This window comes from Otoolea muris (assembly GCF_943193115.1).
Taxonomy (GTDB): domain Bacteria; phylum Bacillota; class Clostridia; order Lachnospirales; family Lachnospiraceae; genus Otoolea; species Otoolea muris.
Map to the genome: position 1 here is coordinate 26,216 of NZ_CALPCY010000025.1, position 25,172 is coordinate 51,387.

The following is a 25,172-nucleotide window of genomic DNA, read 5'->3' on the forward strand; positions in this document are numbered from 1 at the left end:
CTCACATCTCTCCCTCACCCGCGGGGGCCTGCGCAGCCGCTCCTGCCGCACGCCCCATAAAGCCGTCCGGCCTGCCGCAGCCGCCGGCCGCGCCGGCCTCATCTCCCTTATCCAGATATTCCTCCACAAACCGGGATAAATCCGCCTTCTTGTGGCTGCGCTCCTGCGAGGCGTACACATGAAGGCGCTCCTTTGCCCGCGTCATGGCCACATAAAACAGCCGCCGCTCCTCCTCGATGTCATCCTCCAGGACCGCCTTGCCGTGCGGCGTCACCCCTTCATTGGCATCCAGGATATACACTGCCTTAAACTCCAGCCCCTTTGCGCTGTGCATGGTTGCCAGCGTCACGGCGTCCGCATCGGCCTGGCGCATGGACGCCTGGCGTTTCAGCTCCCTGCCGTACTCCGAAATATGCGCAAACCAGGTGTCAAAAGTTTCAAATGCCGCCGCGCTCTCGCGGAGCTGATCCGCTGTCTCAAAAAGCTCTTCGGGCTTCATTCTGCGGAAGGCCGCGTACTCCCTCAGATAGCTGTCATAATCCATCCCCTGACGTATGTAGTTCACCGCCGCCAGCGGGGACATCCGGCTTAAAGCCCTCAAATCATACTCAAGGCTCTCAATACGATCCAGGATCCAGTCCTTGTCCGCATAGCAGGCTTTCAGCTCCTCAAAGGAGACCGTCTCCTGGCGGAAGCTGTCGCGGCTGATATAGCGCTTGGGGCGGTTGATAATTTTCAGGAAATCCTCCCTGCTCCGGCTTCCCATGGCGATGCGGATATACGTCAGGATATTGGCGCTGATCCAGTGTTCAAAAAGGTTGGGGACCGCATCGCGGGTGCGGAAGGGGATATTGTATTCCATCAGCCGCCCGATGAGCAGCCGGGGCCCCGCATTCGTCCGGTACAGGACTGCGATATCCGACGGAGCGTACCCGGCTCTGAGATATCCCTTGATCTCCTGCGCGATCCGCAGCGTCTCCTGCCCCGGATCCGGCCAAATCCTTGTGATCACCTCATGGCCCCTGGCCCCGTTCGTGCGGATTTGCTTTGGAAAACGCTTCTGGTTCCGGCTGATTAAGCGCAGCGACGCGTCGGAAATCTCCTTTGTACACCGGTAATTGATGTCCAGCAGCACGCGCTTCGCCTGCGGATAATCCGCCTCAAAGCCCAGCATAATCTCCGGCTTCGCGCCGCGGAAGCGGTAAATGGACTGATCGTCGTCGCCCACGATGAAAAGATTGTCCTCCGGCTTTGCCAGCATGCGCACAATCTCATACTGCAGCCGGTTGATGTCCTGAAATTCGTCGATCAGGATATAGCGGTACCGCTTCTGCCAGGCGGACAGGATATCCGGCCTCTGCAGGAACAATTCGCGGCACATGAGCATCATGTCATCAAAGTCAATCAGCCCCGCCTTCCTCATGCGCTCCTCATAGCCCTCATACATGGCCCGGAACACCTCGTCCGGGCAGTTCTGGGAATAATAATGGCGCAGATCCAGCATCTCGCCCTTCACGGAGCTGATCTCGCTCAAAATGCCGGCGACCATCTCCTTTTCATCCTCCGGCTCCAGCCGGGCCTCCCGGATCAGCTCGCGGATCATCTGCGCCTGCTGCTCCTCCCGGACGATATTTTCCGCGCTGTAGCGGTAGGCGAACTTCAAAATACGGAAAAAGACCGAATGGAATGTGCCAAACACCGTGCGGGAAGTCCCGTTCGCCAGCTTCTCATACCGCTCCCGCATCTCCGCTGCGGCCGCCCTGGTAAAGGTGATCACCAGGATATCCGCCGGATTCACGCCGCATTCCCCGGTCAGATAGCTCACCCGGCGGGTGATCACCGTCGTCTTGCCCGAGCCCGGCCCGGCCAGGACCATCATCGGCCCCGTCCGGTGGCGGATTGCCTCCTCCTGCGCCCTGCTAAATCCCATATCTTACGTTTCTCATCTCTTTCTCTGTGATACCCTCCGGCGCCGCATGCGCTTTACGCCTCCAAAAGCGCAATCCCCCTGCGGATCCGCGCGAGCGACTCCTCCTTGCCGAGCACTTCCATGATCTCCGTCGCGCCGGCCGGCGTCATCTGCTTTCCCGAAACCGCGGTGCGGATCGGCCACATCACAAAACCGGTCTTCACATTCTTCTCCGCCACATACGCTGACAAGGCCCCATAGAGAGCGTCGTTCGAGAAATCCCCCTGCGCCTCCAGGATCGGAAGCACATCCTTTAACACGGAAAGGGACGTCTCCTTTGTGCTCTTCATCTTCTTATGGACATACATCTGCGGATCATACTCCGGCAGCGCCTCAAAGAAATCAATGTGTCCCTCAATATCTAAAAAGGTCTCAATCCTCGTCTTCACCATGGCCGCAATCTTTTTCAGATCCAGATCCTTTGTGATCACTTTCTTTAAATGCGGCTCCGCCATGGCGTAGAACTTATCAAAATCCATGGCCTTAATATACTCGCCGTTCATCCACTTAAGCTTTACCATATCAAACACGGCCGGGGATTTGCTGATATTCTTATAATCAAATTCCTTCACCAGCTCGTCCAGGGTAAAAATCTCCTGATTGCTCTCCGGCGACCAGCCAAGAAGTGCCACAAAGTTCACCACCGCCTCAGACACAAAGCCCTGGTCAATCAGATCCTGATAGGAGGAATGGCCGCTGCGCTTGCTCAGCTTCTTGTGCTCCTCATTCGTGATCGTCGGACAGTGGATATACGCCGGAATCTCCCAGCCAAACGCCTCATAAAGACGGTTATACTTCGGCGCGGACGACAGATATTCATTTCCCCGCACCACATGCGTGATCCCCTGCAGGTGATCATCCACCACATTGGCAAAATTGTACGTGGGGAAGCCGTCGGACTTTAACAGCACCATATCGTCCAGCTCCGCATTGTCCACGGAAATATCGCCGTACAGCTCGTCGTGGAAGGTGGTCGTGCCCTCCTTCGGATTGTTCTGGCGGATGACAAACGGCATGCCGGCCTTCAAATTTGCCTCGATCTCCTCTTTGGAGAGGTGCAGGCAGTGCTTGTCATAGGTCATGATCTCCTCGCCGTTCACCGTCCGCTTTAACGAATTTAAGCGCTCCTGGGTGCAGAAGCAGTAATACGCCTCGCCCTTATCAACCAGCATCTTCGCATGCTCCATATAGATACCGGCCTTCTGGCGGTCGCTCTGCACATACGGCCCTGCCGGCCCGCCCAGATCCGGGCCCTCGTCGTGCTGTAAGCCCGTGTCCTTCAGCGTATCGTAGATAATCTCCAGGGCGCCCTCGACGAACCGCTCCTGATCCGTGTCCTCGATCCGCAGAAGGTAGTCCCCGCCCTCGTGCTTGGCGATTAAATAGGCGTACAATGCCGTTCTCAAATTTCCCACATGCATCCGGCCGGTCGGGCTCGGGGCATATCTTGTTCTGATCTTTGTCATAGCTTTATCACTCCTGATTGTTCATAATAATTGTATCGATTATATACCGAAATTGTAAAAAAGACAAGCAGTTATCCGTGTGAGTGAGGGGGGAACGCAGGGGCGTACTGTTCACAGGGGGCCGCCAGCGTCAGGTATTATATCCAACGGAACCCCGCTTCCGCCGCGCTTTTCTCCGAGCGGGAGCGGGGTTCCGTCGGATTCGCTGCCTGGTTCCGGCGGCCCCTCCGCGACTACCCCCGCGCCATACCCAGCAGCGTACACGCCAGATTAAAATAAATCATCAAACTGCACGCATCTACAATCGTCGTGATCATCGGCGCCGCCATGATCGCCGGGTCAAGCTTTGCCACTTTTGCCAGGATCGGCAGCGTACACCCGATCGTCTTGGCAATGATCACCGTGCAGAATACGCTCAGCACCACGGTCAGGCATATCAGTTCCTGTCCGGGGTACTGGAGAATCAGGCGCACGTAGTTGACCAGCGCCAGGACCAGGCCGCACATGCATCCGACCCGCACTTCCTTCCACATAACCTTAAAGATATCCGCCGGCTCCACCTCTCCTACCGCCATGCCGCGGATGATCATGGTGCTGGCCTGGCTTCCGGAATTGCCTCCGGTGTCCATCAGCATGGGGACAAAGGAGACGAGCAGCGGGATGGCCGCAAAGGCTGTCTCGTAGCTGACCAGGATACCGCCTGTGATCATGCTGCTCAGCATCAGGATCAACAGCCAGGGAATGCGGTTTCTGGCGAGCTGGAAGACGCTGGTCTTGAGGTACGGCTTTTCGCTGGGAAGCATGGCCGCCATTTTCTCAAAGTCCTCCGTGGCCTCCTGCTCCATGACGTCCATGACGTCGTCCACGGTGATAATCCCTACCAGCCGGTCTTCCTGATCGACCACGGGAAGGCTCAGAAGGTTGTACTCGTTAAAGGTGTCCACCACTTTTTCCTGATCCTCGGTGGTGTACGCTTTGATGACGCGGGTGTCCATGATGTCCCCGAGCACCGTCTCATAAGGGTTCATGAGCAGATCCTTCACGGTCAGAACGCCTTCGAGCTGGCGCTTTTCATCCATCACATAGCAGGTATAGATCGTCTCCTTGTCCACGCCGTATTTGCGGATATAGGCAAAGGCTTCCTCCACGTTCATGGTCTTTTTCAGGCCCACATACTCCGCTGTCATCACGCTGCCGGCGCTGTTTTCCGGATATTTTAAGAACTGGTTGATGAGCTGCCTTGTATCCGGGCTTGAATTCTTCAAAACCCTCTTTACAATCGTGGCCGGCAGTTCCTCCAGCATGTCCACCGCGTCGTCCACAAACAGATCGTCCACGATGCTGCGCAGCTCATTGTCAGTGATGCTGGTAATGATGTGCTGCTGCTGCTCCACCTCCAGGCAGGCAAATACATCGGATGCCAGCTCCTTGGGAAGCATGCGGAAAATCACTACCGTCTTCTCCGAATCCAGCTCTTCCATGAAAGAGGCGATATCCACCTCGTTCATCTCCACCAGATGTCCTTTGAGCTCCCTGTATTTCTTTCCCGCGGTCAGGTCTAAAAGCGTCTCTAACTGATTCTCTTTTTCAAGCATTTCGTTCTCTCCTTCCAAAATTCCTGTTCTGATTTTGGAAACAGAAGGAACAGCCCTTTTATAGCGGCGAATTGCGTCCCGGCCGCTATGCCATGCCCCGGCAGCGCACACAACGAAAAATCGAAGCGTACTCTGCCTTCGGTTCAGGGTGGCTGCCGTCTGATTCCGCCTTGTGACTTCGGCCTTCCATTGTGTTCACTCCTTTCTGGTATCTTTTTCAATTATAATGAGTCAGCGGGAAAATAGCAACGGGGTTTTCAATTCCATCTTAATATTTTATTGCGCATAGAGCATGCTTCCAGAATCGAATACTCCCGCCTGTTCCTGTTTTCCCTCTGCAAAACTCCCCCTCTTTTCCTCACAGCCGCAGATAATACCACGGCAGAAACCCCCACCGTATGATCTTGATGACCGGTATAAACCGCGACAGGTCCGCAAACACCGGGCACACGGCCAGGCTTCCGAGGATGAAAAACGGGATCAGCCCCGCAATCGCCTGCGGCCGTTTCACCGCTGCCAGAAGCCCCCAGGAAAACACGGCTGCGGACGCGCCGTAGAGCGCAAGCGCGGCGCATTCCTGGAACAGGCTTCCCGGCCCGCACGGCCTGGGAAAGCTCCCGGACACTGCAAGGCTTACGAGCACAGACAGAGCCGCAAAGGAGACCGCGGCCCCGATCTGCATGAGCTGGCAGGCCGTTTTCCTGGCCTCTGTCATGGCCAGATACAGGCCGCGCCCCCCATCCTCCCCGGCTGTCACCGCCGCTCCCAGTCCCATGACGAGTATAAAAACAGCGCCCATCCCGCGCACCGGGAACGAGGCAAGCGCCTGTGCCTCTTCCACAGCCGCCCCGGCCACTGTCTCGTACGCAAAGGCAAATGTGCTCCCGTTTTTCAGGTTTTTGTCATAGAGCGGTTCCAGCTCCTCCCAGATCCGCTCCGCCAAAAAGAGTTCCCTCGCCCCGGCGAACGCCTGCCCGGAAACGGCGTACTGCCTCAGAAGCTCCCGCCCGTACACGGAAAACAGGCCCGCATACACGCTCTCCGAGGCGATCCCGGACGCCACGGTGGACGGTGATGTGACGGCCCGGATTGCGCGCTTATAATCCCCCGCGTCCAGTCTCTCCTTAAGCCCTTCCGGAAAACAGTACCCGCATTCGGCGCGCCCCGAGGCCACATCGTTCCACAGTTCCTCCTCTGATCCGCACCTGTAAAAAGAAAAGGACTGCGCATCCTTTCCAAGCGCGTCCGCCACCTGCTCATTAAAGGCGTCCCCGCCCGTATACAGGGCTATGGCAATGCTTCCCCCGCTCTCCTTTTCCGCGCCCCGAAACGCCCGCATCCCCAGGGGGAGCGATATGAGCAGGAGGAGAAACAGGGGCTTTTTAAGCAGGCGTTTACAGGAATATATATACCATTTTGCGATCCATCCCATGTCTTTAATCCCGCTCCCTTCTGAGTCCGGATGACAGGAAAAACGCGGCCGCCTCCAGCAGAACCAGCTTTGCCGCGCTCCCGTTGGCCTTCCCGGTGATCATAAACCGAATCCCGTCCGCAAAATACGCGGCAGGCATCCATTTACCGGCTGCCTGTACGGCCTTTGGCAAAAATACGGACGGAATGATCCCGCCGGACATAAAGAGCATGACCACCGTTGTACCAAACAGGAGCAGGATAGCCGCCGTCTCATTCCGGCACAGCTCATAGTGCAGGTGGATCCAGCCCGCGGCCGCAAGACAGAGGAGAATCCCCATCAAAGGCGCGGCCGCTTCTGCCTTAAAAAGCCCCCTGTACGCGGCAACGGCCGTGGGGACAGAGAAAAAGAGCATGAGCAATAAGCAGAGGCTGAGCGTGCGCGCCGCAGTTCTCTGCGCGCGGCCGATTCCGATGCGCAAAAGCATCTCCTCCGTCGCCGGGCGGTACGGCCCCGCGATGCAGGCCGCGGGGATGCCGAGCAATAGCAAAACGCCCACAGCGGCCGAGATACCGTAATAGGCCGCCACGCCCACATCGCCCGCGGCGCTGGCCTCCTCCCCCGAAAAGCACCGCTCACGGGCGAGGGCGTAGCGCAAAAACACCTCGTTCAGATCGCGTTCCGCCTGCGCGATAAAGACCGTCATCCCATAGGCGTTCAGGTAATCGTCCGCTGCATAGATCCCGGCCTGGGCGGTTTTAAGAAGCGAGCTCCCGGCCTCTGTGAGCTCCTTAAACACCGCCGCCTCCAGTCCCGCGTTGTCCGGCAGCACGACCGTCACCGGCACATTGCTCCCGTCCATGATCCCCTCTACAAGCCCGTCCGGAATCTCCAGAAGCGCCAGCAGCTCCCCGTCCTTTAGCTGTCTCCTGCCCTGCGCCGCTTCCACATATGTGAAATCACACAGGCTCTTCACGCTGTCCAGGGAGGAGACCATGCGCATCGCCATCCCGGCCAGGGCGTCATCCTCAGGCATGACGACGCCGACTTTGATCCGGCCCACGGCCCTGTCGCCGTACAGAAGCTTACCGGCCGAAAAAGCAATTGCGCCGGCCAGCAAAACCAGCACAATTGCTCCTGTCAGAACGTATGGGATACTTTTTAAAGTCCTCTTGCATTCCATCTGAAGGTAAATAAGAAAGGTACGCATCCGCCCTCCTACTGCAGCCTGAGCGCCAGCCCAAACAGGTTTCCGTAAATCTCCGTCCCCACCGCCTGGTACTCTTCCTCCGTCGCTGCCAGAACGTCAAAGGGCTCTCCCTCCGGCGCCGTCACTTCCTCTGCCAGAGGCCCTGCCTCGCAGGATCCGGACAGCTCGATAACCGGCCCCGCGCCGGCCATCGGGGATTCCACGCGGATGGAATCCATCGCGATCCGCAGGGATTCTCCCTTTTTGGGCGCTTCGATCACGCCGTTTGACGAAAGCGAGCCCATGCTCATTTTCCCGCTCAGAAGCGTCAGATCAAGCGTATAATCCCACGCGTCCCCGGCCGCCTCGCATGCGCTCTCACAGGAGAGGCCAAAGCTCTGCCCGGCCGCCTCAATCGTTCCTTTTACAGACGTTTCCCAGCTCTTATCTTTCTCATACGCGCCGGCGCTTTCATAGGAGAGGGCGATCGTCTCCCCGTCCCCGCCCGCAAGCTCCACGGAGGCAGTCATATTCGCGCCCATATTGTATCCGCCCGCAAAAGCCGCTTCGCCGCGTATTTTAACCTCCTCGCCATCGATCACGGCCGCGCTCTCAAAATCAAAGCCGGCCATCTTTTTGTCCTTTCTCACATAGACATTCATGGCCACATCGCCCAGCGATTCGTCAAGCTGCGCGAGAAGCTTGTCAAATTCGTCCTGCGCCCTGTCCCACAGCTCCTGCTGCATCGTCTCCGGAGACTGCGCTGTATCGGTCCCGTAGAGGGCCCGCATGCTATCCTGCAGCTCCCCCGCCAGCTCCATATACTGGATAAAATCGCTTTTCAGCGTCTCGTCGCTTAAGAAAAACTCGCGGCTGACATCCAGGAAATCGATCATGGCCTCCTTGGTGATCACCACATGGTAGCCGCTGCAGCCCGCCTGTTTCCCGTCGATGGTAAATTCCTTTTTCTCCGTCTTTTCAACGGTCATGGCCTCCTTTAAGTTGTCAATGGCCCTGCTGCCCTCCTTATAGCGCTCCCACAGCTCCTTTAAGTCAAACAGTTTCTCATCCCCGGCCGCCATGTCCATACACGTCTCCATGTAGCGGCCGATCCCGCCGACATCCACGCCGTATTGCTCCAGAACCGTTCCCAGATACGGGGAGGCCGCGATCTGCCCTTCCAGATCCTCGCCGTAGTTGAGCGTAAACGCCCTGGACGAGAGGACCGGCACGGCCGCGACGAGCTGCTTTTCATCGAAGTACAGCTCCATATCCGCAAGCTCCATACCTCCGTACCCGATGCCGTACGAGACGGATGCCTTCTTGTTCTCCATGTCCCTCTTCATCCCGATCTCCAGGCTGCCCGTGGCCAGGCTGTTGACCGTGGGATCCATGCAGCTCTCCAGCGTAAGGCTCACCGTTCCCTGCATGGAACCCTCGCTGAACAGTTTCCCCATCTCCCGGCTCCCGAACATCTCGTCCGCGGGGCTTGGCTGTTCCTTATCCGTGATGCTTTTAAACGCATTGATCACCGTCTCCTTCGGATCCTCCCGCCGGGTCATGGCAAAAATCCCGCCCGCAACGACAACGGCGGCCCCGGCGGCGGCCACAGGGATCACCCACCTTTTCCCCTTTTTCGGAACCTCTCCCGCGCCGTCGCCCTCAGACTGCGAAACGCCTGCCGCGCCGTCCTGTAAAGTCTCCTCCCGGGCCTCCTGCCCGCCGTCCGCTGTATTTAACGCGCGGCCGCACTGAGCGCATACCTGGCTCCCATCCTCTATTTCCTGACTGCAATATGGACACTTCATCCTGATTCCTCCCTGCTGTTATGCGATGACTGCAGTTATATCAGGTATAGTATAACACATTTTAGGCATTTAGCGGGGATATCCTTGACTATTTATGAATTTTGTAAGATCTCGCGGAGAACAATTGCGGCTCATTTTTAATCAAATCCTGCGCAAGACATTTGTAGTCCATGTTTTCGATACCATATTTCAAGCTGGAAGCAATGATGACTTTTCATCAAAACAGGCGAATCAGCTCCCCTGTCCCGATCCCCGCAGGAACCTTCTCAAGCCTTCCGTCCTTTAGGACAAACAGCCTCGTGCAGATTTCCAGCTCCCCCTTCTCATGCGAGGTCAGGATAACGCTCCCGCCCTGGCGCATGTACGCCTTCACATAGCGCAGGATCTCCTCCTTGGCCGCCAGATCAAGGGCCGCCCCCGGCTCATCCAGGATCAGGACCGGGGCCCGCCCGGAAAGGGCCGAGGCAATGGAAAGGCGCTTTTTCTGCCCCCCGGACAGCTTTCCCGCCGGGGCGCCCAAAAAATCTGCCAGGCCCAGGGCCTTTCCGACGCCATGCGTAAGCTCTTCCTCCATGCGCCGCTTATCGCCCTTAAACCACAGCCGGTAATTATCCCTGGCCGAAAGCTCCGGGATCAGCGGCGCCTCCTGCGGCACATAGGCCGCGAACTGCTCAAACACGCGCGGCGAGCCCGCCGCCTCCCTGCCGTCAAACCGGATGCTTCCCTGATCCGCGCGCCTCACCCCCGCAAGGATCGACAGAAGCGTCGTCTTCCCGCACCCGTTCCCACCCGCAATCCCAACACACTCCCCCGGGCCCGCCTCGAAGGAAACTCCTTTTAAAATCGCCCGTTTTTTGTAGCTTTTACAGATATTTGTCACACTCAGCATCCTTTACCCCTTTCCCGGCCGCGCCGCGCTGTACGAAAGAAAGCCGCCCGGGCCGTATCTACGGCCCTGCGGCAGCTTTCCTGTCAAACGCAATATTTCAAATCCTTACACCGGATCCACCCGTTCCGGCTTCCGGCCGGCTCTGGGGGCCAGATCCGCCGGCTTCATGCTTAAATTAATGCGGCCCATCTTGTCGATCTCCATGACCTTCACCGTCACCTGATCGCCGATATTGACCACGTCCTCAACCTTGGCCACTCTCTTATCCGACAGCTTGGAGATGTGGACCATGCCGTCCTTGTTCGGGGACAGCTCCACAAACGCGCCGAAATTCATGATCCGGACTACCGTTCCGGTCAGAACCTGGCCCGGCTCGATATCGGTCACAATACTGCGGATGATCTGGATCGCCTTGTCGATCATCTCCTTGTCCGTGCCGCACACGGAAACGCTTCCGTCCTCCTCAATGTCGATCTTCACGCCGGTCTGCTCAATGATCTTGTTGATCACCTTGCCCTGCTTGCCAACCACATCGCCGATCTTCTGCGGATCAATGGAGATCTGTATGATCTTCGGGGCGTACTGGCTGACTTCCCTCCTCGGCTCAGAGATAACCGGCGCCATCACCTCGTCCAGGATATAAAGTCTTGCCTCCCTCGTCTTGGCGATCGCCTCCTCGATGATCGGCCGTGTCAGGCCGTGGATCTTGATATCCATCTGGATGGAGGTAATGCCCTTATGCGTGCCGCCCACCTTGAAATCCATATCGCCGAAGAAATCCTCCAGCCCCTGGATATCGGTCAGCACAATATAATCATCGTCCGTATCGCCCGTCACCAGGCCGCAGGAAATACCCGCCACCGGGGCCTTGATCGGAACGCCCGCCGCCATCAGGGACAGAGTGGATGCGCAGATACTCGCCTGCGAGGTCGATCCGTTGGACTCCATCGTCTCGGAAACGGTGCGGATCGCGTAAGGGAACTCCTCCTCGCTCGGAAGCACTGGAAGAAGCGCCCTCTCCGCCAGCGCGCCATGGCCGATCTCGCGGCGTCCCGGCCCTCTGGACGGCTTTGTCTCGCCCACGGAGTAGGACGGGAAATTGTAGTGGTGCATATAGCGCTTGGACGTCTCGTTCTCATCCAGCCCGTCCAGCCTCTGCGCCTCGGAGAGCGGCGCGAGGGTGCAGATATTTAAAATCTGTGTCTGTCCTCTTGTAAACATGCCCGAACCGTGGACTCTCGGGAGCAGATCGATCTCCGCAGCCAGCGGGCGGATCTCCGTGATGCCGCGGCCGTCGGGACGTCTGTGATCCTTTAAAATCATCTTGCGGACCGTCTTCTTCTGATACTGGTAAATCGCCTCAGAAAGCACAGGGAGCCACTCTTCCTTCTCCGCGAACGCCTCCTCCAGGCGCTCGGTAATGGCCTTTATATTCGCCTCGCGTTTCTGCTTTTCGTCCGTAAATACCGCCTCTTCCATCTCCTGCGGCGTCACAATCTCCTTAATGGCCGCAAACAGCTCCTCCGGAACGGCGCAGCTCTCATACGTGTGCTTCTCCTTGCCGCACTCCGCCACAATGCCGTCAATAAAGCGGATGATCTCCTGATTCACCTCATGGGCTTTGAAAATCGCCTCGATCATCACCTGCTCCGGAACCTCTTTGGCGCCGGCCTCGATCATAATCACCTTTTCCCTCGTGGAAGCCACAGTCAGCGCCATATCCGACGCCTGCTTCTGCGCGTTCGTGGGGTTAATGATAAATTCACCGTCAATCATGCCGATCTGCGTCGTCGCGCAGGGGCCGTCAAACGGGATATCGGAAATACAGGTCGCGATCGCAGAACCCAGCATGGCCGTGTACTCCGGGCTGCAGTCCGGATCCACGGACAGCACCAAATTGTTTAATGTCACATCATTCCTGTAATCCTTCGGAAACAGCGGGCGCATCGGGCGGTCAATCACGCGCGCCGTCAGAATCGCGTTCTCAGACGCCTTGCCCTCGCGGCGGTTAAATCCGCCCGGGATCTTTCCCACCGAATACAGCTTTTCCTCAAACTCCACGCTCAGAGGGAAAAAGTCAATCCCGTCCCTCGGCTTATCCGATGCCGTCGCCGTCGAGAGCACCGTCGTATCTCCATAATGCATAAACGCAGCGCCGTTCGCCTGCGCCGCCACCCTGCCGACATCCACGGTCAGCATCCTGCCGCCTAATTCCATTGAAAAACTTTTATACACGTCTATCTCCTCTCATTGCCTGTGCGGACAGCATCCTTATCGCGGCCCTGGCCGCCATCCGTCCGCCGCATCCATCTTAACGCCGCATCCGCGCTTATCAAACCAAAACGTCCCTGTGGAAAGATACCGAAACTACTGCTCTGCGGGCAAACTGCCCTGCAGCGCGCCTGATTTGCCCGCACAGCAGCGGTCTCGGGGCCTCTTCCACAGTAAACGGCTCCTGCACAAGCAGGAATCGGATACTCAAATATCCCGCGGCAGCAGGCGGATACGCAAAAAGCCTATCCATCGCCCGCCGCCCGCGGGAACCAACAACCGGGGACAAATAAAACCCCCGCTTTTTCTTTCTTACTTTCTGATGCCCAGCTTCTCGATCAGAGCGCGGTAGCCCTCCAGATCCGTCTTCTTCAAATAATCAAGAAGGCCGCGTCTCTGTCCAACCATCTTTAACAGGCCGCGTCTGGAGTGGTGATCCTTCTGGTTCGCCTTCAAATGCTCGGTCAGCTCCGTAATCCTGGCTGTCAGAATCGCAATCTGAACCTCCGGTGAACCGGTATCCTCCGGCTTCCTGCCGTATTCCGCAATAATCGCCGCTTTCTTTTCCTTTGAAATCATGATAATTTGTCCTCCTTATTATAAAATCCCCACCGCGCGCTCCGTTTATGTCAGGAGTCCTCAAAAAACCGGGCGCCGGCGTTGCCATACCGATTTAGTATAGCATAGAACAGTTTGGGTGTAAACCTGTTTTTCTATATATTTCTTATACATTTCAGAAAACAGAGAAATGCGACTTGCTTATGTCATATTCCAAATGCTAAAATGAAGCAAAGGAGGAATCTGATATGGCATTTACAGAACTGTGTATTTATCAGGTCAAGCCGCAAATGGCAGCGGAATTTGAATCCCTGATGCTCGAAGCCAGGCGCGTCCTGGAACAACAGGAGGGTCTTTCCCTGCTCCGCTTTATCAAACGCGGGTACCGCATCAACATGGAGCAGATTAAGGGCGGGCTTTCCCCTCTTGCGATCACCCGCGCTGTTAAAAGCGTCAAATATATGCTTTACTGGGAATTTGATACAAAGGAACATTATGGGGCTGCGCAGAAAAACCTTTATGACAGCTACTGGAAAGCCATCGAACGCTGTCTCGTCGCCCCGCATGACAAATATTTAGGAGAGGAGCTGTTTGGATGGAACCGTCATATTGCAGGCGAATGAGACAATGCGGCGAAGAAAACGCAAAGTGCCGTCCGTCAGGTGTCCTATGCAGATAGACAGACTGATTCAAATCGTGTTCCTCCTGCTGAGCCATGAGCACAGGACGGCAAAGCAACTGGCCGGAGAGCTTTGTGTTTCCACCCGCACGATTTACAGGGATATCAATATCCTTTCGATTGCGGGCATCCCCATTACCTCACAGAAGGGATATGGCGGAGGACTTTCCTTACTGCAGGGCTTCTCGCTGGACAAGTCGTATTTCACACAGGCAGAGCAGCAAAATATTGTACAGGCGCTGCAAATCCTGAAGTCGTCGAATTACCCTGACGCGGATAAAGTATTGAACAAGGTCGCCGGATTGTTCAGCCATAATCTGCAGTCCTCCTGGCTGGAGATTGATTTTTCCTATTGGGGCAGCCCCGAAAAGGAGCGGAACCATATAGCGGCCCTGGAACGCGCTATCATCAACAAGTATGTGATTACCTTCACTTATTTTAATTCAGAGCTGACGGTAACAGAGCAGGCCGCCGAGCCGCTGAAACTGATTTTTAAATCCCACGCCTGGTATCTCATTGCCTGGTCCCGGCACAGGCAGGATATCCGCACATATAAAATGTCGCGCATACGAAAGCTGCGGATAACGGACCAGTTGTTTGAGCGCGAGCTGCCCGCGGATTTTTCGCTTGCCCCCTCCCGCAAAGAAGAATGTAATGCGCACACGTTTATACTGCGTTTTTCTGAAAAGATCGCGTATAAAGTCTATGATGAATTTCAGGAGAAGTATATCCGCAAATTAGAGGACGGCGCATTGGAAGTGACCTTCCGCTACCAGTTCAATAACTGGACGTTCCTCTATCTGCTGTCTTTCGGCGAGTATGTTGAGATTATCGAGCCCGCTGAGGCAAGGATGATTTTAAAGGAAAAGGCGAGAAAGATACTCTCGATGTATGAGTGAGCGCTCCGGGGAACTAAAAATCAGGCGGGCAGGGAGGATTCTCCTCCCTGCCCGCCTGCCGCCTTGGCAGCCGCCTTCTTCCCTTTACGCTTTACGCGCCCGGGCCTCCTCCGGCATTCCCTGAATCAGAGCCCGGGCCGGCGGGACCGCCGGCCGGGGGCGTCTCAGGCGGGGCCGCTTCCGGAGGCGCGGGCGTTTCGGCCGGCGCTTCAGGCGCGGGCGTTTCGGCCGGGGCCTCCGGCTGTACCGGCGTCTGCAGCTCGCTTCCCGGGCCGGCCGGCTGCGCAGGCGTCTCGGCCGGCGCTGACGGCTGCGTCTCTGTCACCGGAGGCTGCTCCGGGGCGGGCGGCTGCGGCTGCGCGGGAACGGCCGGGGCCGCGGTGCTCTTCGTGTTCTCTGTCCCGGACAGATTGTAGCAGATCACCGGGATCCCGGACTGTATATTCTCATAAATCGTTTTGGCCACGCTGTGAGGGAGATTAATACAGCCATGGGAACCATTGGTCCGGTAGATGCTTCCGCCAAAGGCCCCTCTCCATTTGGCGTCATGCATGCCGATCCCGCCGTTAAAGGGCATCCAGTAATCCACAGGCGTCCTGTAGTTTTCCCCCTTTAACACCGCGTTCCTCTGTTTATAGGTCAGGGGGTAGGTTCCTGCCGGCGTCCCCCATCCTCTGGCAAGATTTCCTGACACAAAATCCGATTCCACCAGCAGCTTCCCATCCTTATACATATAAAGGTGCTGGGCCGTCAAATTGATCTCCACGTAGGTATTTCCATAATCATTCCCGTCCCGGCTGGCGGCTGTCTGGCTGTAAACCGGTTCGCGCGTCCGGCTCTCCCCGGCCAGGATGTCCGCGATGAGCTGCTTCGTCTCCTCTGCCTGGTTGATCCGCCAGCCATACGTGCCTCCCTTTACGGTGAGATCCGCTCCGGAAGATGTGCGGATGGTTTTGGCCTTATTAGACGTATTATATTCAGCGGCCAGCTCCGCGACATAGGCCGCCGCCATTTCCTCGTTCACCGATAGATTACCCGCCCCGTCCGTGGTCAGCCATTCGTGGATCCGATCCCCGTCCAGCGTCTCCGTGCGGGAACCGAACTGGTAGTTGATCGCCATATTGGCATAGCGGTTCAGGGCTTCCAGGCGCTCTGACAGCTCCGGGTTGTCCCGGCGGACGGCGGCCTCCTTATAAACTCCGGCCTCCGCAAGGGAAAGATTGCTTTTCAGGCCCTTTATGGCCTCCCCGAGCGCTTCCTTAAACGCCGCCCCGTCGATCTCCGTGCCCGGCTCCTCCGGAATAATGCGGTATCCCTGTCCCGGGGTATATTCGGAAATCGCAGCGTCCACCGCCGGCCGCATCTGCGACGGATCCATGCACGAAAGCGAGGCGATCCGCCCGTCAAGGGCCTCCTCGTCATAGACCACCATAGCGTCAATCGAATACGAGGCGGGATTTAACTGGTAATCCAGCCAGGCATACGGATTCTGCGTCTCAAGAATCCAGTCAAGGCTGTCGTCAAATTCTGGATGAAGGCCGATCTCCTCCCCTGTTATCTGCTCCGTCTTCCCGTCCCCTGTCTCAATCGTAAGCGTATATCCGTTGATCTCCGAGGCGATCATGGATTTTACCTCATCCATGGTCTTTCCCGACGCATCCAGGCCGTTGATGCTGGTATTCGGGAAAAATGCCTCCTTATACTGCTGGGCCATGTATGCATACGCGCCCCCGCCGCCGGCCAGGACGGCCGCCGCGATGCAGGCCGCCGCGATCCCCGCCTTCTTTCCCGCCGGCTTTTTATGCGATACTGCCCCTGTTTTCTTCTCTGTATCCGGCATAGCGGCCTCCTTTTTATTTCCACTCCTGTCAGACGGCGCGGCGGCAGGTTTTATCCCGGACGTCTTCCCGGGCTCTTCTCCTTTGCGCCCCGCCTTCCCGCGGCTCACGCCCCGCCGGGCGGCCTCTCTGCCCTCAGCGGCCGCCCTGTCTGCGGACGGGGACGGGCGCCGGTCCGTTCCCTCCTGCCGCTCTGTCATTCTGTTTTCATCTGCCATGTTCTATTCTCCTTTAACCGGCCGGTTATGGCCGGTCATTCGTCTATTGTATAGAACTTTAATAGCAAAGTCAACTTCGATTTTGAGAGAAAAGGGGGCTTTGTCTTGTTACTGTTCACGCACCAGCCAATCCGAGGTGTTTTTTGTGAGTGCAGCGCAGCAAAAGTCACAGACAGCGGGCCCCCTTGGGTCAAACCCGGGAGCAGCAGCGCCAAACCGCATTTCTGCGGTTTGTGTGCATCGCGAAGCGTGTTACCGGGCACAGCCCGGCAGGGTGTGAACAGTAACTTTGTCTTTCCGCAGCAGCCGTTCAGGGTTGTCTGAACTGTTACATTCCGTAAAATTCTGCTATAATGGTTCTGTAGCATAATCCTGCATTTTATGAGTCAAATCACAGGCAGCGCTATGAAAAACAGAACGCGTGAATCATTTTCAAGGTACTTTCAGAATCATAAGGAGGTAAAACATGCCCTATTGTCCAAAATGCGACATGGAATTTGTCAAAGGAATCACAACGTGTACCGACTGCGGAGCGCCGCTCGCCGAATCCAGGGAGGCATGGGAGGCGGACCGGGAAAAAAGGCTGGCTAAGGAGGCGCAGGAAGCGCTTGAAGCGATGACCGCCCGGAATGAAGCGGCCATGGAAATGGCCCCTGAGGAACCTCTCAGGGACCAGGAGGCTCCCCGCCCGTCCTGGTCTTATGTCACCAAACGCCAGAAATGCGAGGATCTCCTCTCCTCGTGCTTTGCCTTTTCGCTGGTCGGCGCCGTCACGGCAGCCTGCTCGGCCGCCTGCTTCGCCGGGTTTATCCGGCTTCCGTTCTCACCCGGCGCGCGCCTGATATTTCAGGGCGTTACAGCCGGACTGGGGGGTGTTTTTCTCCTGATTGCCCTCCGCACAAGGCTCTCCCTGCGCTCCGCGCAAAAAGAGGCAAAGGAGGAAGAGGAACGCACCGAAGAACTCCTTGCATGGTTCTTAAGCGGCTGGGACGCCCAACGCCTGGACCGTGCGGTTTCCGAAGAAAATCCTGATCTCTCAGGGCCTGAGATGGACTTTAAACGCCTGGAGCTGATTCAGGACATCTTCGTCACAGGCCGGGATCTGCCGGAGCCTGATTATGTAGATTACCTGTCGGAACAGATTTTTGAAAAGCTCTATGAAGCGTAACCTAAGTCAACAACCCCGCTGCAAGCAACGGGGCGTCAAACTTGCAGCGCTGCAGAGCAGCGGGGTATTTGACCCTCGCGGCAGCCGCCAAATGTGCATGCAAGCATGCCCACTTGGCTCGTTGCCCGCGGAAATGAATCACGGCCTCAGGCGGAACGCGCTCAAAAGCCGCTTGAGCAGGCTGGCCTGGGAGGACAGCTCCTCGCTGGCGGCAGCGCACTCCTCGCTGGTCGCTGAATTCGTCTGGACCACCATTGATATCTGATGGATGCCCTCTGTGACCTGCAGGATGGCGGTATTCTGGTTTTCCACTGCCTCCACCACAGAAGCCATCATGGATGTCATGCTGCTGTTCGTCCCGCTTGTCTGCTCCAGGGCGGCGGTCACCTTCTCCACAGCGGCGCTGCCCTCACGGACGGCGTTTACTGAATCGTCGATCAGATCTTTGGTGGCGCGGGCGGCCTCCTCAGACTTATTGGCCAGGTTGCGCACCTCGTCCGCCACCACGGCAAAGCCCTTGCCCGCGGAGCCGGCTCTCGCGGCCTCAACCGCGGCGTTCAGAGCCAGGATATTCGTCTGGAAAGCAATATTTTCAATGGATGAAATGATCTTTCCAATCTCCTCCGACGAAACGGAGATCCGGTCCATGGCCACATTCAGCTCTTTGACATATCCCACGCTGATATCCATCTGCTCCCCTGCCTGCTTAACAAAACGGCCCGCCTGTTCTGCCGCCGCGGCGGTCTTTTTAGCCCCTTCTGAAATATCTGTAACCGTGGCGGACAGTTCCTCCACAGTGCTGGCCTGCTCGGCAGCTCCCCTCGCCAGGCCCTGCGCGCTGTCGGACAATTGCTCCGAGCCGGCGGACACCTGGCCCGCGCTCTCCGCGATCTGGCGCATCGTCCCGTTCAGCCTGTCCTCAATGCCGTCCAATGACCGTTTGATGGACTCAAAATCGCCCACATACTCCTGCCTGACGCTGCTTGTCAAATCACCTTCGGCAATGGCCCCCAATATCTCGGTGATCTCGCCGATATAAGAACCAAGCCGGTGAATAATCCCTTCAAAGGCCCTCCCCAGCTCGCCGATCTCATCGTTGGAATGCGCGCTGACCTGGATATCCTCCCCGGCGGCCAGCCCCAGATCGCCCTTCTCCAGGTGCCTGGCCACCCCGGTAATCTCGCCCAGCGGGACGGATACCCGCTTTTTCAGGTAGACGGTCAGGATCATAATGCAGATACTGATGGCAGCCAGCGCCACCACTCCGGCCATGATGATTACAAATAGAAACCGCTTCATCGTATCCGCCGAAGGAACACCGGCAAAGAGAAGGCCCGTCACCTTCCCGTCCTTGTCCTTCACCGGCATATAGGAGCAGATATGCTCTTCTCCCAGGATCACGGCTTTGCCCACATGGGAACGTCCCTGCCCGATCACGACAGCCGCTACCTCGTCTGACAGCTTTGTGCCCACAGCCCGCTCGCCGTCGCTCTGCACAACAGTCGTATACGCCCGGGTATCGCCTTCAAAAATGGTAAACTCCATCTCCATATACTCTTTTAATCGGTCAAGCACCTCCGTCTTATCTTCTTCTTCGGACATCCTTCTCAGCTCGTACGCCAGTAATTTCGTGCCGTCCACGCACTGGGTTTCAAATAATTTCGTCACCAGAGAATAGAACATCACCACGCATATGGCCACGACCGCAGTGATGGAAACTGCCAGCATGGCAGCCACGACATTTCCTGTCTTACGGCCGATGCGTTTGAATTTTCCTGACGGTTCCATATATGGAAACCGGGTTCCATTTAATGCTGCTTTCATTTCACTTACCTCTTTATTATTCCGTTTATCGCTGGCTTTCTGCATATTTTTACAGGAACGCTATAAATCGTTTCCTTCAATAAATAATTCAAAAATAATCCAAGTCAACAACCCCGCTGCAAGCAACGGGGTTGTTGACCCTCGCGGCAGTCGCCAAATGTGCATGCAGGCATGCCCACTTGGCTCGTTGCCCGCGGGAATAACGTTTTCCGCGCCGATGTTCTCTGTATGTAAACGCAGAATCTGTCTTACAAAATCCTTCATGACTGAAATGGCAGGATACATGATTACAAAACTGCCGTGAAATTATTCCTGCATTATCTGCATGAATGATTCCACGGTAGTTTTCAAAGCCTGTTCTTTTATTTCACCAGCAGAGAAGTCCCTGTCATTTCCTTTGGTTTCTCCATTCCCATCAGCTCAATCAGCGTGGGAATGATGTCGGCCAGACAGCCGTTTTCCCTAAGCTTAAAGGACGGATCCGCGTTCACCAGAATGAAGGGGACCTGATTCGTGGTGTGCGCCGTCCACGGCTCTCCGGTCGTCTCGTCAACCATCAGCTCTGCGTTTCCGTGATCCGCGCAGATAAAGAGAACGCCGTCCATCTTCTTCACCGCGTCCACAGCCCTGCCCACGCAGGCGTCCACGGTTTCAATGGCCTTTACCGCCGCGTCCTCCACGCCCGTATGGCCCACCATATCCGGGTTGGCAAAATTAATGATGATCACATCATATTTGCCGGACTCAATCGCGCCCACCAGCTTATCGCAGACCTGCGGCGCGCTCATCTCGGGCTTTAAGTCATACGTGGGAACCTCCTTGGGGGACGGCACCAGAATGCGATCCTCGCCCGGATTCGGCTCCTCTACGCCTCCGTTAAAGAAAAACGTGACGTGGGCATATTTCTCCGTCTCGGCAATCCTCGCCTGCGTCTTTCCATGCGCCGCCAGATATTCGCCGAAGGTGTTTGCAATCTCTTCCTTTTTAAAGGCCACCAGCTTGTTCCCAATGGTCTCGTCGTAATCCGTAAAACACACATATACCAGGCTCAGGCGTTTTCCCCTCGCAAAGCCCTTGAAATCGTCGTCACAGAAGGCCCTTGTGATCTCCCGCGCGCGGTCCGGACGGAAGTTATAGAAAATCACGGAATCCTTATCCTGGATTACGCCGATCGCCTTCCCGTCCTCTTCCACAGAAAACGGAACCACAAACTCATCGTACGCTTCTCTGTCATAGGATGCCTGTATGCCGTCCGTCGCGCCGGACGCCCGTTCCCCGTTTCCCTTTGTGAGGACATTGTAGGCTTTTTCCACGCGATCCCAGTTTTTGTCGCGGTCCATCGCGTAGTAGCGGCCCATCACGGACGCCACGCGGCCCACTCCGAGCTCCTGCATTTTGGCCTCCAGATCCGCCACAAAATCCTTTCCCGATGCCGGAGGCGTATCGCGTCCGTCCAGGAAACAGTGTACAAACACCTTTTTAAGGCCGTTGCGCTTCGCCAGCTCCAAAAGGCCGTAAATATGCGTATTGTGGCTGTGCACGCCGCCGTCCGACACGAGGCCGAACAGATGGAGGGCAGAGTCGTTCTTTTTGCAGTTTTCCACTGCCTGGACAAATTCCGGAACCGCAAAGAAATCGCCGTCTTCGATCGATTTCGTGATGCGCGTCAGCTCCTGATATACGATGCGCCCCGCGCCCATATTCAGATGCCCCACCTCCGAATTGCCCATCTGCCCGTCCGGAAGGCCCACTGCCATACCGCTCGCATTGCCCGGGACAAACGGGCACTGACTCATGAGCTGATCCATCACAGGCGTCCTCGCCTGGCACACCGCGTTGTGCTCGCATGTTTTGTTTAACCCGTAACCGTCAAGAATCATTAATACTGTTGGTTTCTTGCTCATAATCTGTCTCCTTATTATGAATATATTTTCAACGAAGGATCCCGCAAACAGGATTCCCTGCCGGCGACGGGACGAAAGCGGGTGTGGAAAGCTCCGTTTTGTGGCCGGCCTGCCGCTTTAAGGCAGCATTTCTGTCAGAGATCTATTTTACATGATTTTTCCATAAGTTTCAATGGCGGATCTTGAAAAATTGATAATGTTTTGACAATGGCAGTTTTTGTCCATTACGCCTCGCTGGCCTCCCCCTCATTCGCCTCCTGGACCGTCACCGCCTGGCCGAACGGGTTTTCCGAAAACGACGCTTCAATCACCGCCTGGGGCCGGTTGATCCTCAAAGCCCCGAACGCCCCTGTCTCCCCGGCCGCCTCCTCGCAAAAGACCGCAAACTCCTTCACAAGCTCCCGCGTCAGATATCCCCCGCGCCAGGCGAATGTCAGGATTTTCTTCTTCTTCGCCGCCTGCCGCATCCGCTTCTTCACCTCGTCCGTTTTTGTAAAGGAAAGCTTCCTCTCCCTGTAATAGTCGTGCTCCTTATCGACGCACGCCGGGATCGGGTACATGGCGGGCTCGTGATCCCGGAAAAAACGGCGGTCGTCTAAATTCATATAATCATAGCGGATCGCCGCCCCCTTTCCCAGGCTGTTGTCAAACGTCGCGTCCAGATGATAACAGGTTCCTCCAAGCTTTACCACATTCCAGGCATGGCGGTATCTGATCCGCTTCTCCTCATTCGCGTCCGACACGGCGATCACGCACCAGATCCCCAGGGCGTCGCACAAAAGCTTTACGGTTTTGGCGATCCCCTCGCAGACTCCCACCCCCTGCCCCAGCGGGCCGATGATCTCATGGGAATAGGGCTTTTTCAGCTTGTCATAACGCACATTCGCGCAGATGAAATCATGGATCCAGAGCTCCTTTTCCTTCTCATCCTTTCCCGCCATGGGGCGCGCAAGCTTTGACAGCCTGGCCTCCATGGCTTTTTTGTGCGTCAGGATCTTCGTTTTTTCAAACAGGTACTCCGGCAGGATCTCCACGGACGGGGAATCCGGATACGAGCGGCAGCGAAAGCCCACTCCGTAAAAGATCTCCGGACAGTCCAGGCGGAGCTTAAAAAAAATGTCCGACAGCTCCCTCACTTTTAGCCCCGGCGCGCGAAAGGACGGGGCAAGGGATGTAAGCCCCTCCTTCATGGCGTAATACGCCGCCCGCTCCTGTTTGCTCATATGATTATAATAGTAAGGTTCCATCTTCCGTCCCATTCCTCCGGTCATGAAAGGTCAATCTCTTCCAGGTCATCCGGCACATATATGTTTCCGCTAAAATACTCCGCCGCTTCCTTAGTATACAGCGCCTTGCGCTCTGCCAGGCGCGTATCCTCTGTGTGGTACAGCACCAGATTTTTCACATGCAGCCGCCCCGCCGTCTGACAGGCGTCCTTTACGGTTGAGTGATGCTTTTCATACGGATGAAACTGTTCCGCCTGTGAGTGGAGACAAAACGCCTCGTGCAGCAGCCACCTGCTGCCATTTGCAAACGCATATTCGCTCTCATTGTACGGCTCGTCCCCGCAGCACGTCAGCTTTTCCTCCCCCTCGAGATACATGGTAAACCCAAACTGTTTTGCTTTCTCCGAATGGATATCGAAAAACACCACCCGGCGGCCCAGAATGCGCCGCTCCTCCTGATCCGAGACGGGAATCAGAACAATCCCCTTCTCCTCCTCCGGATCCGCAGCCGCGCCGCGCCCGGCGGCCCGTATGTGCGCCGCCTGTTTTTTCTGCAGCAGCATATGCGCCATCTCGCGGATCATGCCAATCAGCTCCTCATGCGCGTAAACTCTGACCGCTCCGCTCATGTTCCCGCCCGCCATGGACTGGCATATCTTGCGAAGCAGCCACAAAATTCCCAGCACATGATCCATATGGCGGTGCGTGACAAAAATATCGCGTATATTTTTCCAGTCAACCGCCGCATCCTCCAACTGGCGGAGCAGCAAATTCCCTCCGCCCCCGTCCACCAGAAAATGCCCTTCCTCCCCGCTTATGACAAAGCAGGTATTATAGCATCTCGTCACCATCGCATTCCCTGTTCCAAGCATTGTCAGCTTCACAATCAGCGCCTCCTTTTTAGAGCGTGTTTGATAAATCGTTCATTCACGGCTTCCATGATAGCATACAGATGTGGGAAGCTCAAGAACCTTTTCACAGCCGTTCCGCTTTTATCCGGGCGGGAGCGCCGTTTCGCCGTGAAGCGCTGCATCTATGATAACCGGTCTGATAACCCTGAACGGTCGCCGCCTTTGCAAATTTTAGCCAATGTTTGCACAATAACCGTTGACTCTCCCCCCTCTTATATCGTATAATTACCTATATTTCAGGAATATTTCAAAAATAAAAAAAATATGGAAGGGGAGCTATTGCATGAGACAATTTTTTGGCATGAGTCAGAGCGGAAATCTGGCGGAAGCAGTTCGCGGGCTGGATCGGCCTCAGTTTATTATGCTTTTATCCAATCATGCCCAGTTTGAAGCCCATGTCAAAAATCTGGAGGCGCTCTATCCCGGTATTCCCAGCATCGGCTGTATCGGTATGAGTTATGACGACAGGATTGTGGAAAATGGAGTCGGCGTCGTCGCGTTTTTGGATGGAGTCGCCGCGGCGGCCAATGTCCTTGAGGAGGTTTCTACCGTACCGGTTAAATATATCGAACGCCTGGAGCGCGACCTTGCAAAGGCCGGCGGCACAGAGCGCGATACGGTGTGTATTGATCTCTGCAGCGGGAACGACGCCTGCGTGCTGAGCACCATTTATTCGGTCCTGGGGCCCAGGAAGATCTCGCTGGTCGGGGGAACCGGCGACGCGGGCCTGGTATCCGCCAATGGCGTTGTCTATCACGATGCCGTTGCCTATGCGATCGTGCGAAATCTCCGCGGGCGGGTCAAAACATACAAAGAAAACATTTATCATCCACTGGGGGATTACCGTTTTATCGCCTCCCACACAGACCGCGCCAATTACATACTCGGCTCGCTGAACGGCAAGCCGGCCAAGCAGGTTTACGAGAGCATCCTGCATGTCACGGATCAGCAGATTCTGACGCAGACCTTTAAAAATCCGTTCGGGAAGATCAACGGGGATGATACCTGCATTATTTCCATCAAAGAAGTAAACGGAAACGCCCTGGCCTGTTTTCGCCAGGTCAATGATTCCGATGTCCTGCTCCTTTTGGAGCTCGGCGATTTTAAAGCCATCACCGAGGAAACCATCCGCCAGATCAGCCGCGATTTCCCCACCCGTTCCGCCGTGTTTTCCGTGAACTGCCTGTTCCGGTATAAGCTGTTTACGGAACACAACTATATGCAGGAATACTTAAGGAAGATGTCGGCCCTGGGCAGCCACGCCGGCCTGGTCGGCTATGGGGAGCACTACAACAATCGCTTTGTCAATCAGTCCATGACCTGCGTGGTATTTGAATAAAGAGGGGGAG

General features: G+C 56.2%; 18 protein-coding genes. 4 read left to right on the forward strand and 14 right to left on the reverse strand.

Annotated elements, in window-relative coordinates; genetic code table 11:
• Window position 1: 1 nt before the first annotated feature.
• The 9 genes from NFS31_RS15255 to rpsO all read right to left on the reverse strand — a co-directional run bounded on the left by NFS31_RS15255 (window position 2) and on the right by rpsO (window position 13,177).
• Entirely contained in the window at window positions 2–1,930 is a 1,929-nt protein-coding gene (locus NFS31_RS15255; protein WP_251496742.1) for an ATP-dependent helicase, read from the reverse strand.
• Between the two features lie 53 nt (window positions 1,931–1,983).
• Entirely contained in the window at window positions 1,984–3,435 is a 1,452-nt protein-coding gene (gene gltX / locus NFS31_RS15260; RefSeq protein WP_251496745.1) for a glutamate--tRNA ligase, read from the reverse strand.
• A gap of 233 nt (window positions 3,436–3,668) precedes the next feature.
• Window positions 3,669–5,030: a magnesium transporter gene (gene mgtE / locus NFS31_RS15265; protein WP_251496748.1), complete on the reverse strand. Its 1,362-nt coding sequence runs from the start codon at window positions 5,028–5,030 to the stop codon at window positions 3,669–3,671.
• Between the two features lie 358 nt (window positions 5,031–5,388).
• Window positions 5,389–6,462: a hypothetical protein gene (locus NFS31_RS15270; protein ID WP_251496751.1), complete on the reverse strand. Its 1,074-nt coding sequence runs from the start codon at window positions 6,460–6,462 to the stop codon at window positions 5,389–5,391.
• A 4-nt stretch (window positions 6,463–6,466) separates the two neighbouring features.
• The gene (locus tag NFS31_RS15275; protein ID WP_251496754.1) at window positions 6,467–7,651 is read right to left on the reverse strand and encodes an ABC transporter permease; all 1,185 of its coding nucleotides are present in this window, start codon (window positions 7,649–7,651) and stop codon (window positions 6,467–6,469) included.
• 8 nt (window positions 7,652–7,659) lie between these two features.
• Window positions 7,660–9,438 (reverse strand): zinc ribbon domain-containing protein, encoded by a 1,779-nt coding sequence (locus NFS31_RS15280; protein WP_251496756.1) that lies wholly within the window; start codon window positions 9,436–9,438, stop codon window positions 7,660–7,662.
• 217 nt (window positions 9,439–9,655) lie between these two features.
• Window positions 9,656–10,327, reverse strand: a complete 672-nt coding sequence (gene ccmA, locus NFS31_RS15285) for a heme ABC exporter ATP-binding protein CcmA (RefSeq protein ID WP_251496758.1) — start codon at window positions 10,325–10,327, stop codon at window positions 9,656–9,658.
• A gap of 105 nt (window positions 10,328–10,432) precedes the next feature.
• Complete coding sequence (locus NFS31_RS15290; protein ID WP_251496760.1) at window positions 10,433–12,562, reverse strand: polyribonucleotide nucleotidyltransferase; 2,130 nt, start codon at window positions 12,560–12,562, stop codon at window positions 10,433–10,435.
• A 348-nt stretch (window positions 12,563–12,910) separates the two neighbouring features.
• Window positions 12,911–13,177 carry a 30S ribosomal protein S15 gene (gene rpsO / locus NFS31_RS15295; protein WP_160227146.1) on the reverse strand — a complete coding sequence of 89 codons (267 nt, stop codon included), beginning with the start codon at window positions 13,175–13,177 and terminating at the stop codon, window positions 12,911–12,913.
• A 227-nt stretch (window positions 13,178–13,404) separates the two neighbouring features.
• Here rpsO and NFS31_RS15300 point away from each other — a divergent pair, with 227 nt between their 5' ends.
• The gene (locus NFS31_RS15300; RefSeq protein ID WP_251496762.1) at window positions 13,405–13,779 is read left to right on the forward strand and encodes a hypothetical protein; all 375 of its coding nucleotides are present in this window, start codon (window positions 13,405–13,407) and stop codon (window positions 13,777–13,779) included.
• Between the two features lie 4 nt (window positions 13,780–13,783).
• Window positions 13,784–14,734 carry a helix-turn-helix transcriptional regulator gene (locus NFS31_RS15305; protein WP_251496764.1) on the forward strand — a complete coding sequence of 317 codons (951 nt, stop codon included), beginning with the start codon at window positions 13,784–13,786 and terminating at the stop codon, window positions 14,732–14,734.
• Between the two features lie 91 nt (window positions 14,735–14,825).
• Here the strand turns inward: NFS31_RS15305 and NFS31_RS15310 are convergent, their stop codons facing one another.
• Window positions 14,826–16,790 carry a L,D-transpeptidase family protein gene (locus NFS31_RS15310; protein ID WP_251496766.1) on the reverse strand — a complete coding sequence of 655 codons (1,965 nt, stop codon included), beginning with the start codon at window positions 16,788–16,790 and terminating at the stop codon, window positions 14,826–14,828.
• A 466-nt stretch (window positions 16,791–17,256) separates the two neighbouring features.
• Here NFS31_RS15310 and NFS31_RS15315 point away from each other — a divergent pair, with 466 nt between their 5' ends.
• The gene (locus NFS31_RS15315; protein WP_251496768.1) at window positions 17,257–17,958 is read left to right on the forward strand and encodes a protein mss51; all 702 of its coding nucleotides are present in this window, start codon (window positions 17,257–17,259) and stop codon (window positions 17,956–17,958) included.
• Window positions 17,959–18,096: 138 nt separating this feature from the next.
• Here the strand turns inward: NFS31_RS15315 and NFS31_RS15320 are convergent, their stop codons facing one another.
• The 4 genes from NFS31_RS15320 to NFS31_RS15335 form a co-directional block, all read right to left on the reverse strand.
• Window positions 18,097–19,782 (reverse strand): methyl-accepting chemotaxis protein, encoded by a 1,686-nt coding sequence (locus tag NFS31_RS15320; protein ID WP_251496771.1) that lies wholly within the window; start codon window positions 19,780–19,782, stop codon window positions 18,097–18,099.
• Window positions 19,783–20,144: 362 nt separating this feature from the next.
• Window positions 20,145–21,686 carry a 2,3-bisphosphoglycerate-independent phosphoglycerate mutase gene (gene gpmI / locus NFS31_RS15325; protein ID WP_251496775.1) on the reverse strand — a complete coding sequence of 514 codons (1,542 nt, stop codon included), beginning with the start codon at window positions 21,684–21,686 and terminating at the stop codon, window positions 20,145–20,147.
• 224 nt (window positions 21,687–21,910) lie between these two features.
• Entirely contained in the window at window positions 21,911–22,933 is a 1,023-nt protein-coding gene (locus NFS31_RS15330; protein WP_251496826.1) for a transglutaminase domain-containing protein, read from the reverse strand.
• Between the two features lie 20 nt (window positions 22,934–22,953).
• Entirely contained in the window at window positions 22,954–23,796 is an 843-nt protein-coding gene (locus NFS31_RS15335) for an MBL fold metallo-hydrolase (protein ID WP_251496778.1), read from the reverse strand.
• Window positions 23,797–24,106: 310 nt separating this feature from the next.
• Between NFS31_RS15335 and NFS31_RS15340 the strand changes: the two genes are divergently transcribed.
• Window positions 24,107–25,162, forward strand: coding sequence for an FIST signal transduction protein (locus tag NFS31_RS15340; protein ID WP_251496781.1), 1,056 nt, complete (start codon window positions 24,107–24,109; stop codon window positions 25,160–25,162).
• Window positions 25,163–25,172 lie beyond the last annotated feature (10 nt).

Excerpts from the sequence above, each read along its gene's own strand:
- NFS31_RS15330 (WP_251496826.1), bottom strand. The coding sequence starts at position 22,933 with ATGGAACCTTACTATTATAATCATATGAGCAAACAGGAGCGGGCGGCG.
- mgtE (WP_251496748.1), bottom strand. The coding sequence starts at position 5,030 with ATGCTTGAAAAAGAGAATCAGTTAGAGACGCTTTTAGACCTGACCGCG.
- NFS31_RS15320 (WP_251496771.1), bottom strand. The coding sequence starts at position 19,782 with ATGAAAGCAGCATTAAATGGAACCCGGTTTCCATATATGGAACCGTCA.
- NFS31_RS15300 (WP_251496762.1), top strand. The coding sequence starts at position 13,405 with ATGGCATTTACAGAACTGTGTATTTATCAGGTCAAGCCGCAAATGGCA.
- ccmA (WP_251496758.1), bottom strand. The coding sequence starts at position 10,327 with ATGCTGAGTGTGACAAATATCTGTAAAAGCTACAAAAAACGGGCGATT.
- NFS31_RS15270 (WP_251496751.1), bottom strand. The coding sequence starts at position 6,462 with ATGGGATGGATCGCAAAATGGTATATATATTCCTGTAAACGCCTGCTT.
- NFS31_RS15310 (WP_251496766.1), bottom strand. The coding sequence starts at position 16,790 with ATGGCAGATGAAAACAGAATGACAGAGCGGCAGGAGGGAACGGACCGG.
- NFS31_RS15305 (WP_251496764.1), top strand. The coding sequence starts at position 13,784 with ATGCGGCGAAGAAAACGCAAAGTGCCGTCCGTCAGGTGTCCTATGCAG.
- NFS31_RS15340 (WP_251496781.1), top strand. The coding sequence starts at position 24,107 with ATGAGACAATTTTTTGGCATGAGTCAGAGCGGAAATCTGGCGGAAGCA.
- NFS31_RS15315 (WP_251496768.1), top strand. The coding sequence starts at position 17,257 with ATGCCCTATTGTCCAAAATGCGACATGGAATTTGTCAAAGGAATCACA.
- NFS31_RS15255 (WP_251496742.1), bottom strand. The coding sequence starts at position 1,930 with ATGGGATTTAGCAGGGCGCAGGAGGAGGCAATCCGCCACCGGACGGGG.
- NFS31_RS15280 (WP_251496756.1), bottom strand. The coding sequence starts at position 9,438 with ATGAAGTGTCCATATTGCAGTCAGGAAATAGAGGATGGGAGCCAGGTA.
- gltX (WP_251496745.1), bottom strand. The coding sequence starts at position 3,435 with ATGACAAAGATCAGAACAAGATATGCCCCGAGCCCGACCGGCCGGATG.
- NFS31_RS15275 (WP_251496754.1), bottom strand. The coding sequence starts at position 7,651 with ATGCGTACCTTTCTTATTTACCTTCAGATGGAATGCAAGAGGACTTTA.
- gpmI (WP_251496775.1), bottom strand. The coding sequence starts at position 21,686 with ATGAGCAAGAAACCAACAGTATTAATGATTCTTGACGGTTACGGGTTA.
- rpsO (WP_160227146.1), bottom strand. The coding sequence starts at position 13,177 with ATGATTTCAAAGGAAAAGAAAGCGGCGATTATTGCGGAATACGGCAGG.